At 67.9% G+C, this 13,108-nt stretch carries 14 protein-coding genes and 2 pseudogenes; 5 read left to right on the forward strand and 11 right to left on the reverse strand.

Going from position 1 to position 13,108, the window contains the following annotated elements; genetic code table 11:
• Positions 1-107: 107 nt before the first annotated feature.
• Entirely contained in the window at positions 108-512 is a 405-nt protein-coding gene (locus AB0I34_RS43440; protein ID WP_360458378.1) for a hypothetical protein, read from the reverse strand.
• A 153-nt stretch (positions 513-665) separates the two neighbouring features.
• Between AB0I34_RS43440 and AB0I34_RS43445 the strand changes: the two genes are divergently transcribed.
• Both AB0I34_RS43445 and AB0I34_RS43450 read left to right on the forward strand, forming a co-directional pair.
• Positions 666-1,898 carry a histidine kinase gene (locus AB0I34_RS43445; protein ID WP_360458381.1) on the forward strand — a complete coding sequence of 411 codons (1,233 nt, stop codon included), beginning with the start codon at positions 666-668 and terminating at the stop codon, positions 1,896-1,898.
• On the forward strand, positions 1,883-2,536 hold the full coding sequence (locus AB0I34_RS43450) for a response regulator transcription factor (RefSeq protein ID WP_360458384.1): 654 nt from the start codon (positions 1,883-1,885) through the stop codon (positions 2,534-2,536). Before AB0I34_RS43445 ends, AB0I34_RS43450 begins: the two co-directional genes overlap by 16 nt.
• Here AB0I34_RS43450 and AB0I34_RS43455 read toward each other — a convergent pair.
• Entirely contained in the window at positions 2,512-3,348 is an 837-nt protein-coding gene (locus AB0I34_RS43455; protein WP_360458387.1) for an alpha/beta hydrolase, read from the reverse strand. The genes AB0I34_RS43450 and AB0I34_RS43455 overlap by 25 nt on opposite strands.
• A gap of 89 nt (positions 3,349-3,437) precedes the next feature.
• Between AB0I34_RS43455 and AB0I34_RS43460 the strand changes: the two genes are divergently transcribed.
• Together AB0I34_RS43460 and AB0I34_RS43465 are read left to right on the forward strand one after the other, a co-directional pair.
• Positions 3,438-4,328: a MurR/RpiR family transcriptional regulator gene (locus AB0I34_RS43460; RefSeq protein ID WP_360458390.1), complete on the forward strand. Its 891-nt coding sequence runs from the start codon at positions 3,438-3,440 to the stop codon at positions 4,326-4,328.
• 115 nt (positions 4,329-4,443) lie between these two features.
• Positions 4,444-4,767 carry a putative quinol monooxygenase gene (locus tag AB0I34_RS43465; protein ID WP_131516284.1) on the forward strand — a complete coding sequence of 108 codons (324 nt, stop codon included), beginning with the start codon at positions 4,444-4,446 and terminating at the stop codon, positions 4,765-4,767.
• A gap of 1 nt (position 4,768) precedes the next feature.
• On the opposite strand, the gene AB0I34_RS43470 is transcribed toward AB0I34_RS43465, so the two are convergent.
• The 8 genes from AB0I34_RS43470 to AB0I34_RS43505 all read right to left on the reverse strand — a co-directional run bounded on the left by AB0I34_RS43470 (position 4,769) and on the right by AB0I34_RS43505 (position 12,254).
• Positions 4,769-5,173: an SgcJ/EcaC family oxidoreductase gene (locus AB0I34_RS43470; protein ID WP_360458393.1), complete on the reverse strand. Its 405-nt coding sequence runs from the start codon at positions 5,171-5,173 to the stop codon at positions 4,769-4,771.
• A gap of 33 nt (positions 5,174-5,206) precedes the next feature.
• Positions 5,207-5,845, reverse strand: coding sequence for a response regulator transcription factor (locus AB0I34_RS43475; RefSeq protein ID WP_360458396.1), 639 nt, complete (start codon positions 5,843-5,845; stop codon positions 5,207-5,209).
• Positions 5,842-7,827, reverse strand: a complete 1,986-nt coding sequence (locus tag AB0I34_RS43480; protein ID WP_360458399.1) for a sensor histidine kinase — start codon at positions 7,825-7,827, stop codon at positions 5,842-5,844. Before AB0I34_RS43480 ends, AB0I34_RS43475 begins: the two co-directional genes overlap by 4 nt.
• Before the next feature lie 7 nt (positions 7,828-7,834).
• Entirely contained in the window at positions 7,835-8,530 is a 696-nt protein-coding gene (locus AB0I34_RS43485; RefSeq protein WP_360458402.1) for a hypothetical protein, read from the reverse strand.
• Between the two features lie 287 nt (positions 8,531-8,817).
• Complete coding sequence (locus AB0I34_RS43490; RefSeq protein WP_360458404.1) at positions 8,818-9,648, reverse strand: amidohydrolase family protein; 831 nt, start codon at positions 9,646-9,648, stop codon at positions 8,818-8,820.
• Between the two features lie 73 nt (positions 9,649-9,721).
• Positions 9,722-9,997, reverse strand: coding sequence for a YggT family protein (locus tag AB0I34_RS43495; protein WP_360458407.1), 276 nt, complete (start codon positions 9,995-9,997; stop codon positions 9,722-9,724).
• A gap of 162 nt (positions 9,998-10,159) precedes the next feature.
• Complete coding sequence (locus tag AB0I34_RS43500) at positions 10,160-11,587, reverse strand: MFS transporter (RefSeq protein WP_360458410.1); 1,428 nt, start codon at positions 11,585-11,587, stop codon at positions 10,160-10,162.
• A gap of 343 nt (positions 11,588-11,930) precedes the next feature.
• On the reverse strand, positions 11,931-12,254 hold the full coding sequence (locus tag AB0I34_RS43505; protein WP_360458413.1) for a YciI family protein: 324 nt from the start codon (positions 12,252-12,254) through the stop codon (positions 11,931-11,933).
• Positions 12,255-12,556: 302 nt separating this feature from the next.
• Here AB0I34_RS43505 and AB0I34_RS43510 point away from each other — a divergent pair.
• Positions 12,557-12,964 (forward strand): annotated as a pseudogene (locus AB0I34_RS43510) (GNAT family N-acetyltransferase); the annotation flags it as partial.
• 92 nt (positions 12,965-13,056) lie between these two features.
• Here AB0I34_RS43510 and AB0I34_RS43515 read toward each other — a convergent pair.
• A pseudogene (locus AB0I34_RS43515) lies at positions 13,057-13,107 on the reverse strand (hypothetical protein); the annotation flags it as partial.
• Position 13,108 lies beyond the last annotated feature (1 nt).

Below are 13,108 nucleotides of genomic sequence, written 5' to 3' on the forward strand. Positions count from 1 at the left end.
CGGGCGGGCACCGAAGCCCGCAAGGCTCTGGTCGGCGCGCTGTGGCAGCGGTTCCCGGAGGACCTGCGGACCGGCGTGTACGCCGACCGTGAGGCCGACGTCTGTTCTCACCGGGCGAAGCCGGCGCGCAGGTGCGGACCGTTCACGACGAAGGCGACCGGCACGATGGCCAGCGCACAGACGGCCTGCATCGCCGCGAACCACCCCGGGCACAGCCCCGGGATCAGGTCGACCCCGATGATCGCGATCGGCATCACGATCGAGATGACCCGGATGCGGACGTACGCCCATCGCGCTCCGCGGGCGGCCATGATGAGAAGCCAGTAGGCCACGACGGACGTCACGAGCACAGCGCAGGACCGGCCCCACAGGAAGCCCGGCACCACCTGGTGTCTGGCCGCGCGGTCCACGACCGTGGCGACGACGACCGCGCCGAGCAGGCCGTACAGGATGACGAACCCCTTGGCCCGGTTGAACGCTTCGAGCTGCTTCTGACTGGTAAGAGTTGGCATGTCCTAGACGCTAGAAACCGCAGATGGGGCACGGTATGTGGCTGGCCGCACGGTGGGGTGGGGCTAGCCCTACTTCCACTCCGATTGCGCCGATTTCACGCTTTTGGTGGTGCACAGTGGCAGGACCAAGCCGTAGTGAGAAAGAGGTTTCCGATGTCGTGGGTTGCGAGTGCCTGCGTAGGGTTCGTCCGGTCGTGCATCGTCCTGGTCGTCAGCATGCTGGTGCCTGCCGTCTGGGCCGCCGGGGTGGCGGTGGCGATCTGGTGGCGGAGCCCCTGGACGTGGATCGTGCCGTTCGTCTGGGCCGGCCTCGGCACTCTCCTGCTGATCCGGCCGGTCGCCGGGATGGTCCGGTCGTTGCTGGCGCGGTGGACTGGCACGGTGATCCCGGACGGGTACCGGGAGCTGGGGACGGTGACGCAACTGTCCACCGGCTTCTGGTGGAACGGTCACTCGTACGAGAAGACGCGCCGGGATGCCGAGAAGGACCTGCGGCTGCGCGTGCGGTGGACCGATCCGGCGAACTGGCGTGATCTGAGGTGCTTGGCGATCGTCGCGGTCACCGCCGGCCTGACCGCGGCGGTTCCGCCGGCTGGGATCGTGGCAGCCGTCCTCGGATTCACCCAGTCGATGCCTGTGGTCGGAGTGGCCGGAGTGGTCGTGGCGGTCGCCAGTGCGCCGTACGCCTGGCGCCCGTTCGAGCCGATCGCCGTACGCCTTCTGCGCCCGACGCCGTCGATGGCTCTGGCGAACCGGGTCGACGAGCTGACCGCGCAGCGGGCCGACGCGACGGTTGCCCAGGCCGCGGAGATCCGCCGGATCGAGAGGGACCTGCATGACGGAGCGCAGGCGCGCCTGGTATCGCTCGGACTCTCGCTGGCGACCGCGGAGAAGCTGATGGAGACCGACCCGCGTGCGGCCAAGGCACTGCTGAAGGACGCCCGGGTCGGCGCGGCCACGTCGCTGTCCGAGCTCCGCGAACTGGTCCGCGGCATCAACCCACCGGTGCTGAACGAGCGCGGACTGGTCGACGCCGTACGTGCCCTGGCGATGGACACGCCACTGGAGACGACCGTCACCGCAGGCGGCGAACTGCGGCTGGATCCGCCGATCGAGTCCGCTCTGTACTTCGGGATCGCCGAGCTGCTGACCAACGCGGTCAAGCACGCGCAGGCGGATCACGCCGAGATCGCGATCTCCCATGACGGCACCGGCATCGTCGTACTGATCGAGGACGACGGCCGTGGCGGTGCCCGGATCGAGGACGCGGGGGGCCTCGCGGGACTGCGCCGGCGGCTCGCGGCGTTCGACGGCACCCTGGAGTTGACCAGCCCGAACGGCGGCCCGACTCGTGCGAGGATGACCATGCCATGCGAATCCTTGTAGCCGAAGACCTCTACCTGCTGCGGGACGGGATGGTCCGTCTGCTCGAGGCCTACGGGCATGAGGTGGTGGCGACCGCGACCACCGGCCCCGAGACCCTCGATGGACTGCGGAAGTGGCGGCCGGACGTCTCCGTGATCGACGTACGGATGCCACCGACGCAGACGGACGAGGGCCTGAAGGCCGCGCTGGCCGCCCGCCGAGAGGTCCCAGGGCTGCCGGTCCTGATCCTGTCGCAGCATGTCGAGCAGCTCTATGCGCGTGAGCTCCTGACGGACGGCTCAAGCGGTGTCGGGTACCTGCTCAAGGAGAGCGTGTTCGAGGCCGATCAGTTCATCGACGCCCTCGAACGCGTCGCGGCCGGCGGGACGGCCCTGGATCCGGCCGTCGTCGCCAAGCTGCTGTCCAGCGGTACGTCGAGCAAGCGCCTCGACCGGCTCACCGAGCGCGAGCTGTCCGTACTCGGTCTGATGGCCGAGGGTCTGTCCAACCAGGCGATCTGTCAACGCCTGTTCATCAGCGAGAGCGCCGTCAGCAAATACACGACGTCACTGTTCGGCAAGCTGGGCCTCGCCGACGACGACACCAGCAACCGCCGGGTGATGGCCGTACTCGCCTACCTCGGACTCACCGGCTCCTGAGCCCGGATCTTCAGCTGATCCGCGAAGAAGCGTTCGACGGTGGGCAGGATCTTGCGGCCGGAGTGGGCGGCGCCGTCGACCAGGTCGAAGGTGATGTCGAGGCCGTGCGACCGGTAGTTCCGCTCCAGGGTGCGCAGGCGCTCGATCCGTGTGGTGCCGGTGAGCTCGGCGCCGTCCATCCAGTTGGACTCACCAGGGTTCATGATCTCCCAGCTCTCCACGTCCTCGGAGCCGACGACGAGCTGGATCGGCACCCGGCGGAGCGCGTCGAAGTCGATCGGCTGACCGAACTTCTCCTCGAACCCCTTCGTCCCGAGCCACCACGGCAGCGTGTCGTCCAGCTGCGTGATCCGGCCGGGCGCACCGATCGACGCGGCGGCCAGACGCTCCGGGTGCAGGTACAGGAACCGGTGCGTGAACTGCCCGCCACCGGAGAAACCGTGCAGGTAGAAGTGCTCGGCCGCCACCGGGAACCGGTCCGCCACCTCGTCCACGATCGCCAGCAGCATCCGGTCGAACCGGATCCCCTGGTACTCGATGAACTTGAAGTTGTGCAGGTCGTTCGGGTCGACCAGACCGGCGGGGAAGATCGGCGTCAGCACCACGACGCCCTGCGCTTCGGCGAACTCCTCCAGCTGGTTGCGGTACGTCGCCGCCGACCGAGCGGTCCCGTGCTGGACCACCATGAGCGGCGCGCGGTCGTCGTTGGTCAGCCGCTGCGGCACGTACAGGCAGTAGTGCAGCCGCGGGTCCACCTGGGACGCGAAGATCGGGGTCTTGCCACGCTGGTAGACGGTCGAGGTGTTCGCCATGGACTTCCTTCGGTGGGTCTACGATGTGTTACAGAAATCGGAGTCTTGGATGATTCGTTACAGCCGCTACGGGATCGGATAATACACAGATGGCCGATGAGGTAACAGGGGTTACACGGAATCCGGCGCTGGCCGACCTGCGTCGCCGGATCCGGGACCACTGGGACGAGTTCACGCCCGCGTCCCGCGCGGTCTGCCGGTCGCTGTCGGAGATCTCACCGGAGCGACTGCTCTACCTGTCCGCGCAGGAACTCGGCCAGGCGAGCAAGACCAGCAACGCCACGGTGATCCGCACCCTGCAGTCCCTCGGGTACGCCGGTCTGGCCGAGCTGAAGGACCGGGTGGCGACGCCGTTCCGATCGACGACCCGGCGGGAGGAACGGCTGCGGGATCGGATGGAGGCCACCGGCGGCGACCCCAAGCACGTGTGGGACCGGGTCATCACGGAGTCGATCGAGCGGATCGAGTTCCTGAACCAGCACATGGCGATGGACAAGTACCAGGAAGCGGTCCGGCTGATGCTGGACGCACGCGAGTTGGCGATCTACGGGTTCGGCGCGAACTACGTGGCGGCGGAGTACCTGATGCTGAAGCTGCGGCGGTTCGGCCTGCGCAGCCGGTGCATCCGGACAGCCGGGTTCCAGCTCGCCGACGACCTGCTCGGCATCGGGTCCGAGGACGTCGTGATCGTGATCGCGCCGGGCCGGCTCATCATCGACGGCGAGGTCGTGATCGACCGGGCCAGGGCGGTCGGCGCCGGGATCATCCTGCTCAGCGAGGAGCACGTGGCCGAGCGGCTGGCGAACGACGTGACGGTGGCGATCCACGTACCGAACACGGTCACCGGAATCACCGCGGAGATGCTCACGACGATCGTCACTGCGGACGCACTGGCGCAGGCGGTGGCGGTGGCGGACGCCGAGCGCACGCTGGAGACGTCGCACACGCTGGAGTCCCTGCGGCAGCAACTAGGTTTCTGACCGGGGTTGTTGCTTGCTTTGCGACTCTTCGGCGATCTCAGATTGCGACGACCGGGCCGGTGCGGTCACCGATAGCATCGATCCGGACCCATTCGACCCTGCGGAGGATTACCTGATGATCTTCATCACCGCCAAGTTCCGGGTGAAGCCGGAGCACGCCGAGAACTGGCCTTCGATCACCGCCGACTTCACCGCGGCGACCCGCGCCGAGCCCGGCTGTCTCTGGTTCGACTGGTCCCGCTCACTGGACGACGCGAACGAGTACGTCCTGGTCGAAGCCTTCGCCGACGACGACGGCGCCACCGCACACGTCACCTCCGACCACTTCAAGGCAGCCCAGCAACACCTCCCGCCCCACCTGGTCGAAACCCCCCGCATCGTCAACTTCAAGCTCCCCCAGTCCGACTGGTCCGAACTCGGCGAACTCGCCGTCAAGTAGCTCAGACAACGCTGGTGTTCTGGGCGGCGGCGATCTCCCAATCGCTGCCGTCCTTGGCCAGGAAGTACACCGGGCTCCCGTGCGCACCCGTCGTACTGCCGCGCTCGACGTAGGTCTGGTTCACGTTCACCACAGCGATGTCCGGCCGCACGAACAGCAGATGGTCGGGCTCGTACGTCGCGGAGGAGTCCTTCATCGCTCCGGGGAGCACCTTCCGGGTGAACGCCTCGATCGTGTCGCGCCCGTACAGCCGCTTCCCGTGCCCGGTCACCCACACCGCATCCTTGCGGAACAACGAGATGAACCCGTCCACGTCCTCGTTGCCCTGCACCTCCTGCACCTTGGCCACCAGCGCCACGATCGCGTCGACATCGGCCTGACTGGGAACCGCACCCTCGATCCTCATGCAACGATCCTGCAAGCTGAAGGGGACTTGAGGTCAAGCGAGTCCGGCGTCGCGGGCTTTGACGATGGCTTGGGCTCGGTCGGTCACGCCGAGTTTGGCGAACACGTTCGTGATGTGGTTGCGGACGGTCTTGTCCGAAACGACCAAGTGGCGGGCGATCTCGGTGTTGGATCGGCCGAGCGCGATCTGGGTCAGGATCTCCTCCTCGCGGTCGGTGAGCATCGGGAACGGACCTGCTCGAGCCGTACGACGCTCCGCGGTGAGACGACCCAGCACCAAGCCGGCGACGTCGGCGCCGAACACGGCTTCCCCCACGGCCACGGCCCGGACCGCCTTCAGGATGCGATCCCCGGACGCGCCCTTGACCAGATAGCCGCGAGCGCCCGCGTGCAGAGCAGCGAGCACCGACTCCTCGTCGTCGAGCATGGTCAGCACCAGTACGGCGACCTCCGGCGCGTCGTCGGTGAGCCGCCGGGTGGCGGCTATCCCACCGGAGCCAGTCATGTGCAGGTCCATCAGAACCACGTCGGGCTTGAGTTCGGACACCAGTGCGACGGCAGCGTCGCCGTCGCCCGCCTCGGCTACGACCTCAACGTCGGACTCCTCGGACAGCACACCGACCAGGCCCCGGCGGAACACCGGATGGTCGTCGGCGACCAGGACGCGGATCACGGTCGGATCACCGCTGTGGCTGGGAAGGATGCGGCGACCTCCGTGCCCCGGCCGGGCCGGAAGGTCACCGTGCAGACACCGCCCAGTTCCTCGGCTCGCTCCCGCATCGAGGTAAGGCCCGTGCCGACTCCCCGGGCCGGCTCGCCACTCCCGTCGTCCGCGACGCGTAGGTCCAACCGGGTGCCGTCGTACCGCAACTGCACCTCGCACCCGCTCGCCTGTGCGTGCCGGAGGGTGTTCGTCATCGCCTCCGTCGCGATCCTGTACGCCGCTACCTCCAGGGCTGATGACAGGTCGCCTGATCCGTCCAGTTCGGCGACGGTGATGACCAGACGTCCGCCGGAGCGAATGGTGAGCAGGTCTGCCTGGTGACGCAGGGCGCTGACCAGGCCGGCGTCCAAGGCAGGTGGTCTCAGGTCGGCGACGATGCGCCGTACCTCGTCGACGCAGTCGGTGACATCGCCGCGGAGCTCGCGCAGCAGCGCGGACGCCTCGACCCGGTCGCGGACGACGACTCGATCGGCGGTCTCCAGGCCGAGGGAGATACCAGCCAGCGCCGGCCCCAGACCGTCGTGCAGGTCCCGCCGGATCCGTCGGCGTTCCTCCTCCCGCGACGTGACGACACGTTCCCGCGACCTGCGCAGTTCACGGCTTGCGCGTACGCCGTGCGCCGCGACGCCCGCCTGCCTGGCGAAGGCCTCGAGCAGACGGCGATCGGACGCGGCCAGTTGCTGCTCGCCCCGGCGGAGGCCGACGACGAGCAGTCCGACCTCTTCGCCGGCATGGTTGAGCGCGAAGGTCGCGACGTGGTCCGGCTGAGTGCCGGAGGTGAAGGCCGGACTGTCCTCGCCGGCCAGGCGCACTTCGGCGTACGGCAGGTTCAGTGCTGTGCGGACCCCGTCGACCGTTGCGGGCAGGACGTCGTCTGTGTCCAGGGCTGCACTCAGCCGATCGCCCAGAGTGGTCAGTGCCGACATCGGATCGCGGCGTTCGCCGTACATCAACCGATCGACGACAGCCTGCACCCGTCTGCGGGCACCAGCCAGCAGCATGGCGGCGATGGCAGCGATCACCGCGGGCACGAGACCGGCGTCGGACTTCGAACCGAGGAGGGCTGCCGCCGCAAGGTAGACGCCGAGCGCGACCGCTGTCAGCGCGACATAGACGACAGTCCGGGACAGCACGAGCTCGATGTCGAACAACCCGTTGCGCACGATGCCGACGGTCAGGCACGCGACAGCAGCGACATTCAGGACGAAGTGGACGTACTGCGGCGCCGGGATGAACGACGCCGGACCGGCGAACGCGACAGCGGCCACGAACCAGGACGACTGCCGGCGTTGCCTGGCATCCGCGTGACGCATCCGTACGACGATGGCCACCGCGGCGGCTACACCGACCAGGAGCACGACGGCGAAGCCGACCGCGACGAGGGCGAGATTTGCGGCGTCCGGTACCGGTAGATCCAGGGCGTTGCTGACGTCGGGGAAGCCTGCATCGTCGACTGCCGCCTGACTGGTCCCGAACGCGAGCACTGCCAGGCAACCGGCCACCAGAGCGGCTCGGGCCGGCCAGCGCCATCGTGGCGACGGTATGTGCCCGTCCGGGTACAGCAGCGGTACGGCGGCAAGCGTCGCAAGGAATGGCGGGAGCCACAGTACGGCGGCCAGCCACGCGGCCAGTCCGCCGAGTGGCAGTGACGTCGCTATCGCCGCGTACTCAGAACAGACCGAGCCGGCCAGGCCGCAGATGGCTGTCACGCCGAGAACCCAACCGAGGCGGTTGCTCGGCTGGAACCGCAGTACCAGGGCGCCGACGACGCCGAACGCTAGACCGGCCAGCCATTGGTTCGCACGATTCCCGTCGAGCAGGTCGGCCGGCGCCGTGACGGTGGTCAGCGCGAGCGCCAGCGCGGTGATCGCGAGCGCGCCGGTGGCCCCGGCGACAACCACCGGGGCCAGAGGCCACTGCCGAATGCTCATCTCAAGCTCAGTGTGCGCGCACCCAGCGGCGTTTGTGCGGAGCGCGCAGATATCCGGTGAGGATCGCCCAGGCCAGCACCAACCCGCCGGCGAGAGCCGCTACGTGACCCGCAACGCCCATCGACAAGCCGATGTCCAGGACCACGAAGCTCACTCCGAACACCACCACGAGCCGCGGCACGTACGGCGACCGCCACAGCGCGATGTTGATCAAGACGGTGCCGAACAGGGCTCCACCGAGGAACATCACCATCAGAACCGCACCGGGGATCCCGGGCGAGCTGATGTCCAGGACGGCCGCCGCCGCGTCCTGATGCCCGGCTCTCGCGGTCCACAGCGCTGCGAGCTCGGCGCCCTGGATCGCTGCCAGGCCGGTCATCGCAGCCGTGAGGCAAACTGCCGCGGCGGTTGCGATCTTGCGCGAGTGCCGCCGCGCGATGGTCACCATGACGAGCACCTGCCCGAGCAGGAACGCGACGGCAAGCAGACCGGCGGCTTTCGACAACGCGATCCGGTCGGGGTGGGCCAGCCACCAGGCGATCCGGTGCGCGCTGCCCTCGTTGGTTGCGGGTTCGAGCAGGAACTCCGCGACCTGCAGAGCGGCACCCACGGTGACCAGCAGTGCCGCGGCCCAACGGACCCGTCCGGTGAACACCGGCGACGGCCGGTCTTCCGTCCGGGTGTCTTCGACGATGACGGTCATGATGATGTGCTCCCTGTGGTCGACTGACTGTCGATCACGAGCGTCTGCCAGGACCTGCCCCGACCACACGGGGCCTGAGTCCCAACTCGCCTCTGGGACCGGCGAACATCGATCGTGGGCACGCGTGGGCTGCGCTCGGTACGAGACAGTGCACGCGCCTCGCCGAGCACATCTCGCTGACCGCGGGCCCGCTACGCCTGCTTGACGGGGACTACCCCAACCGCGCCTTCATGCAACGGATCATCGAGTACCACCTCGGCCAAGCCTTGCTGCTGTCTTCGGCGCAACTATGAGCCGTACAGGGTGTTGAAGTTGTCGCGCAGAACCAAGTCGGCCAGTTCGCCGTCGCCGGCAGCCTCGCGGAGGCGAGCGACCTCGCCGACGTAGTCGCCCCACGGCTCGTCGCTGGCGAACAGCACCCGGTCCTGGCCGATCCCGCGCCGCTCGATCTCCCGGACCAGCCAGCGCGGCGCGAAGCCGATCGCCCAACTGGTGTCGGTGTAGACCTGCTTGCCGGCCTCGATCCAGTTGAAGAACCGCTCGTTGATCAACTTGATGTGCCCGCTCATGCCGCCGCCGAAGTGCACGAGGTGGATCTTGACGTCGTCTCCGTAGCGGTCGACCAGCTTGCCGATCTGGTCGATGTCGGACGCCGCACCGGGCGAGGTGTGAACGTGTACGACGAGGCCGCGCTCGCGTGCGGTGCCGAAGATCTGCTCGAGCTGCGGAGCGCACTCCGGATCCTCGACAGCCCCGCCCAGCAGGAAGCTGGTCTTCAGGGCGACCACGCCCGGCTCCCCGGCCAGAGCGAGCGCCGCGGTGGTGAGCTCGGCGTCCTGCGGCCGCGGCGAGACCCACAACCCGCAGCGGATCCGATCGTCCTTGGCCGCCGCCTCGATCACCAGGGGATTGAACCCGAAGGACACTGATGCGTCAGGCACCCCGTAGTTGGGCAACACGAGCGCCCGCTCGGCGCCCTCCCGATCTAGGTCCTCGATCAGCTCGGCAACCGTCGCCCGAGCCAGGATGTCCGGATTGGCCGGCGGCCCGCCGTAGAACGGGAACGCAGGCATGATGCCCAGGTGGCGATGCGCGTCATTCGTCAGCTTCTCGGTCATCCTCAGACGGTAGCCGCAGAAGATTTCCTATGCAAGAGCAATCTCTACTATCCGACACAGCGCCCGGGCGGACCTACAGGCTGAAGGCGATCGAGCGCAGGATCAGCGCCGCGACGAATACCACGGTGAACGCGAGGTCGATCGCCAGACCGCCGGCCCGCAACGGCGGCAGCCTCCGCCGTACCGGCGCGATCACCGGCTCCGTCCAGGCGTGAGTCACCGAACGCACCCGGCCGCCCCGCTGCCCGCCGCTGGCCAACGCACCCGTCCAGTCCAGCACCATCCGGACGATCAACAGCAGAATGAACGCCGTCAAGGCGTAACCGACCAGGTCTCCGATGATGCTCATGACCAATCTCCTCCGTGAGGGCCGCACCGGCCATCTCACCAGTATCAACGTCGCCGGCCACGTCGAAGTGTCCTCGCGCCCATCTTCTTAGCCGACTATCAGGCAAAAGGCCCGGACCATCAGGTCCGGGCCTTCTTCCGCAGCGGGGCCATGCCCGGCCCGTTACTGCTGGGGTTCTGATGGTGCGTTGCGGGGCATCAGGGCAACGATCGGGAGGCTGAGGGCCGTAATGGCCAGAACGACGATCAGGGTGACCTTCATCGCGTGGGCCAGTCCGGAGGTTGCGGCGTGGAAGAAGACCGACGTGACCGCGGCCGAGCCGATCGCTGAGGCGAGTTGCTGGATCGAGCTGAGCGAGCCGCTGGCGCTGCCGGCTTCGTCAGGCTTCGCGTCGCCGAGAGCAACGTTGGGGATCGTGGTGAAGGTGAGGCCGGTGCCGATGCCGACGACGACGAACGCCGGGGCCAGCGCCCAGATGCTGACGTTCGTGCCGAAGTGATCGACGAGGACGAGGACCCAGCCGCAACCGACGAGGGCGACGGCGAGGCCGATGACAACGAGCCTGCGACCGAGCTTGGTGACCAGGCCACCCATGGCGGCGAACGCGGCGGCGATGAGCCCCACGGTGAGCGGCACCAGGCCGAGCGAGGCGTCCCGGGGGCTGGCGTGCAGCCCCTCCTGCAGGAACAGCGACAGTACGAAGATCAGCCCGGTGCCGGCGGCGAAGGCGGCCAGGCCCACGAGCATTGCGGACGTGAAACCCCGGTTCTTCAGCAGCGAGGGCATGATGAGCGGGTGGGCTGCGGTGCGCTGACGATAGGCGAAGGCTGCGAAGAACAGGACGCCGACGGTGATCGCGGTGACGGGGACGATGCTCCAGCCATTGGTCGAGCCCTCGATCAGGCCGTACAGCAGCCCGATCATGGCGACCGCAAGGAGGCCGGAGCCCCAACCGTCGACGACGGTGGAGCGGTCGCCGTCGTCATGCGGGAGGATCTTGGCGGCCATGACCAGCCCGATGCTGCCGAGGATCAGGTTGATCAGGAAGATCGGGCGCCAGGACAGACCGAACAGGTCGGCGCTGATAATGAATCCGGCCAGGACCGGGCCGCCGACACTGGACAGACCGAGAACCGGGCCGAACAGCCCGAACGCCTTGGCGAGCATGTCGCGGCTGAACGCTTTCGTCATGATCGCCATGCCTTGCGGGATGAGTAGAGCCCCGAACGCGCCCTGGGCAACCCGGGCGGCGATAAGCAGGGCCGGGTCAGGTGAGAACCCGGCGACTGCCGAGGCCACGGTGAACCCGCCCATGCCGATCAGGAAAAGCCTGCGTTGGCCGAACTTGTCACCCAGCCGTCCGCCGACCAGGAGCAGGACACCCATGGCGAGCATGTACGCCGGTCCCAACCACTTGATCAGACTCACACCACCGTGGAGCTCGCCGGCGATCGTGGGGGCCGCGATGTTCGTGACGGTCGCATCGATGACATCGACGGCGTCGGCCAGCAGAACCAGCCCCAGGATTGCCCACAGCCGGCGACTGGAGCGATGTGTGACGACTGTGCGCGGCTCCGTCAAGGTAGTCATGAGGAACGTCCTTCCCTTACCCCGGCGCCCCTCGTGGGCGGCCTCTCACCCCCACTACGAACGCCCCTGACCGGATCCGACACCGCCACAGAATTCGTAGAAATCTTTCCGCGCGCGGGTCGTCAGCCGCGGTGGTGTCGAGGCACAAAGCCACGCTTCTCAGCCGCGCGACAGCCAGACACGTCGCGGCCAACACGCCACCGAGAAGCGCCGAACGACTTCGTCGCCTTGGCCAGTCGCGTACCGCGCGAGTCGCGGCCGATCGACAACAGGCCGCGTCTCTACGGCCGCCGCACCCCGGCGCCGCCGAATCCTGTGCCGTTGCTCGGCCGGCGCCCGTCGCTCACTGGAACGGCCGTACCTCGATCTTCCGATCGCAGACCTTCGACGCCTCGGCGGCGAGCTTGAGCACCACATCCAGATCGGGGGCCTCCCACACCCAGACGCCGGCGAGGTACTCCTTCGACTCCACGAAAGGCCCGTCGCTGAACACCGCCTGCTCACCCCGGTTGTCGATGACCGTGGCCTCGTCGGTGTCAGCGAGTCCGCCCGAGAAGACCCAGTAGCCCTCGGCGATCAGACGTTCGTTGAACGCACTGATGGCAGGCCTCCGGTCCGTGCTGCCGGGATTGCTCTTGTCATCGATCACGGAAACCAGGTAACGCATCTGAAAATCATCTCCTGTGGTGTCAAGACAGCGCCTACCAGTCTCGCGCCCTGTCCGAGGCGCCCTTACCCCTGCAACGAACACCACCAACCCGATCCGACACCCCTCCCGGACTGCTCTGGATAATTTCGTGCGCCCGGGATCGATACACGGCATGTGGGTGCTCCCAGCAACCACCGGAACGCGACGTTCCGAGCTCGCTGGACTGCAGTCGTAGATCGTTATGCGCCCTGATCTTGGGGCTGTCTGCCGCTGGCGGAAACTCAGACGCCCTTCGCGCACCATCTGGGTAGAGTCGGGCGGTGCCCGAGTTGAAGCGCCTGCATGCTGGCCATGCCCCGGCGGTCTTGGCCTTCGAGCTGGCGAACCGCGCGTACTTCGCTGCCTCGATCTCCGACCGCGGCGACGAGTTCTACGACCAGTTCACCGACCGGCACAGCGCCTTGCTGGCGGAGCAGGAGGCCGGCATCTGCGCCTTCTACGTGCTCGTCGCCGAGGATGGCTCGGTTCTGGGCCGGTTCAACCTGTACGACCTCGAAGACGGCACTGCCAACCTCGGCTACCGGGTTGCGCAGCACGTCGCCGGCCGCGGCGTGGCGACCGAGACCGTCCGGGAGCTGTGCAGGCTGGCCGCGGCGCGGCACGGGCTGCGCACACTGCGGGCGGCCACCTCCCGCGAGAATGTCGCTTCCCAGAAAGTGCTGGCCAAGGCCGGGTTCGTCCCGGTTGGCCCGGTCGGCCCAGCCGACCTCGGCGGTAAGTACGCGACCCACTTGCCGTTGTGCTGCTCCATCGGCTGCACCACGTGGGCATGGTGTCCGATCAGCAGGTCGATGTTGCTGTCGGCAAGCAGT

This window comes from Kribbella sp. NPDC050281 (assembly GCF_040655855.1).
Taxonomy (GTDB): domain Bacteria; phylum Actinomycetota; class Actinomycetes; order Propionibacteriales; family Kribbellaceae; genus Kribbella.

Excerpts from the sequence above, each read along its gene's own strand:
- AB0I34_RS43500 (WP_360458410.1), bottom strand. The coding sequence starts at position 11,587 with ATGACTACCTTGACGGAGCCGCGCACAGTCGTCACACATCGCTCCAGT.
- AB0I34_RS43490 (WP_360458404.1), bottom strand. The coding sequence starts at position 9,648 with ATGACCGAGAAGCTGACGAATGACGCGCATCGCCACCTGGGCATCATG.
- AB0I34_RS43445 (WP_360458381.1), top strand. The coding sequence starts at position 666 with ATGTCGTGGGTTGCGAGTGCCTGCGTAGGGTTCGTCCGGTCGTGCATC.
- AB0I34_RS43480 (WP_360458399.1), bottom strand. The coding sequence starts at position 7,827 with ATGAGCATTCGGCAGTGGCCTCTGGCCCCGGTGGTTGTCGCCGGGGCC.
- AB0I34_RS43460 (WP_360458390.1), top strand. The coding sequence starts at position 3,438 with ATGGCCGATGAGGTAACAGGGGTTACACGGAATCCGGCGCTGGCCGAC.
- AB0I34_RS43505 (WP_360458413.1), bottom strand. The coding sequence starts at position 12,254 with ATGCGTTACCTGGTTTCCGTGATCGATGACAAGAGCAATCCCGGCAGC.
- AB0I34_RS43495 (WP_360458407.1), bottom strand. The coding sequence starts at position 9,997 with ATGAGCATCATCGGAGACCTGGTCGGTTACGCCTTGACGGCGTTCATT.
- AB0I34_RS43485 (WP_360458402.1), bottom strand. The coding sequence starts at position 8,530 with ATGACCGTCATCGTCGAAGACACCCGGACGGAAGACCGGCCGTCGCCG.
- AB0I34_RS43470 (WP_360458393.1), bottom strand. The coding sequence starts at position 5,173 with ATGAGGATCGAGGGTGCGGTTCCCAGTCAGGCCGATGTCGACGCGATC.
- AB0I34_RS43440 (WP_360458378.1), bottom strand. The coding sequence starts at position 512 with ATGCCAACTCTTACCAGTCAGAAGCAGCTCGAAGCGTTCAACCGGGCC.
- AB0I34_RS43455 (WP_360458387.1), bottom strand. The coding sequence starts at position 3,348 with ATGGCGAACACCTCGACCGTCTACCAGCGTGGCAAGACCCCGATCTTC.
- AB0I34_RS43450 (WP_360458384.1), top strand. The coding sequence starts at position 1,883 with ATGCGAATCCTTGTAGCCGAAGACCTCTACCTGCTGCGGGACGGGATG.
- AB0I34_RS43465 (WP_131516284.1), top strand. The coding sequence starts at position 4,444 with ATGATCTTCATCACCGCCAAGTTCCGGGTGAAGCCGGAGCACGCCGAG.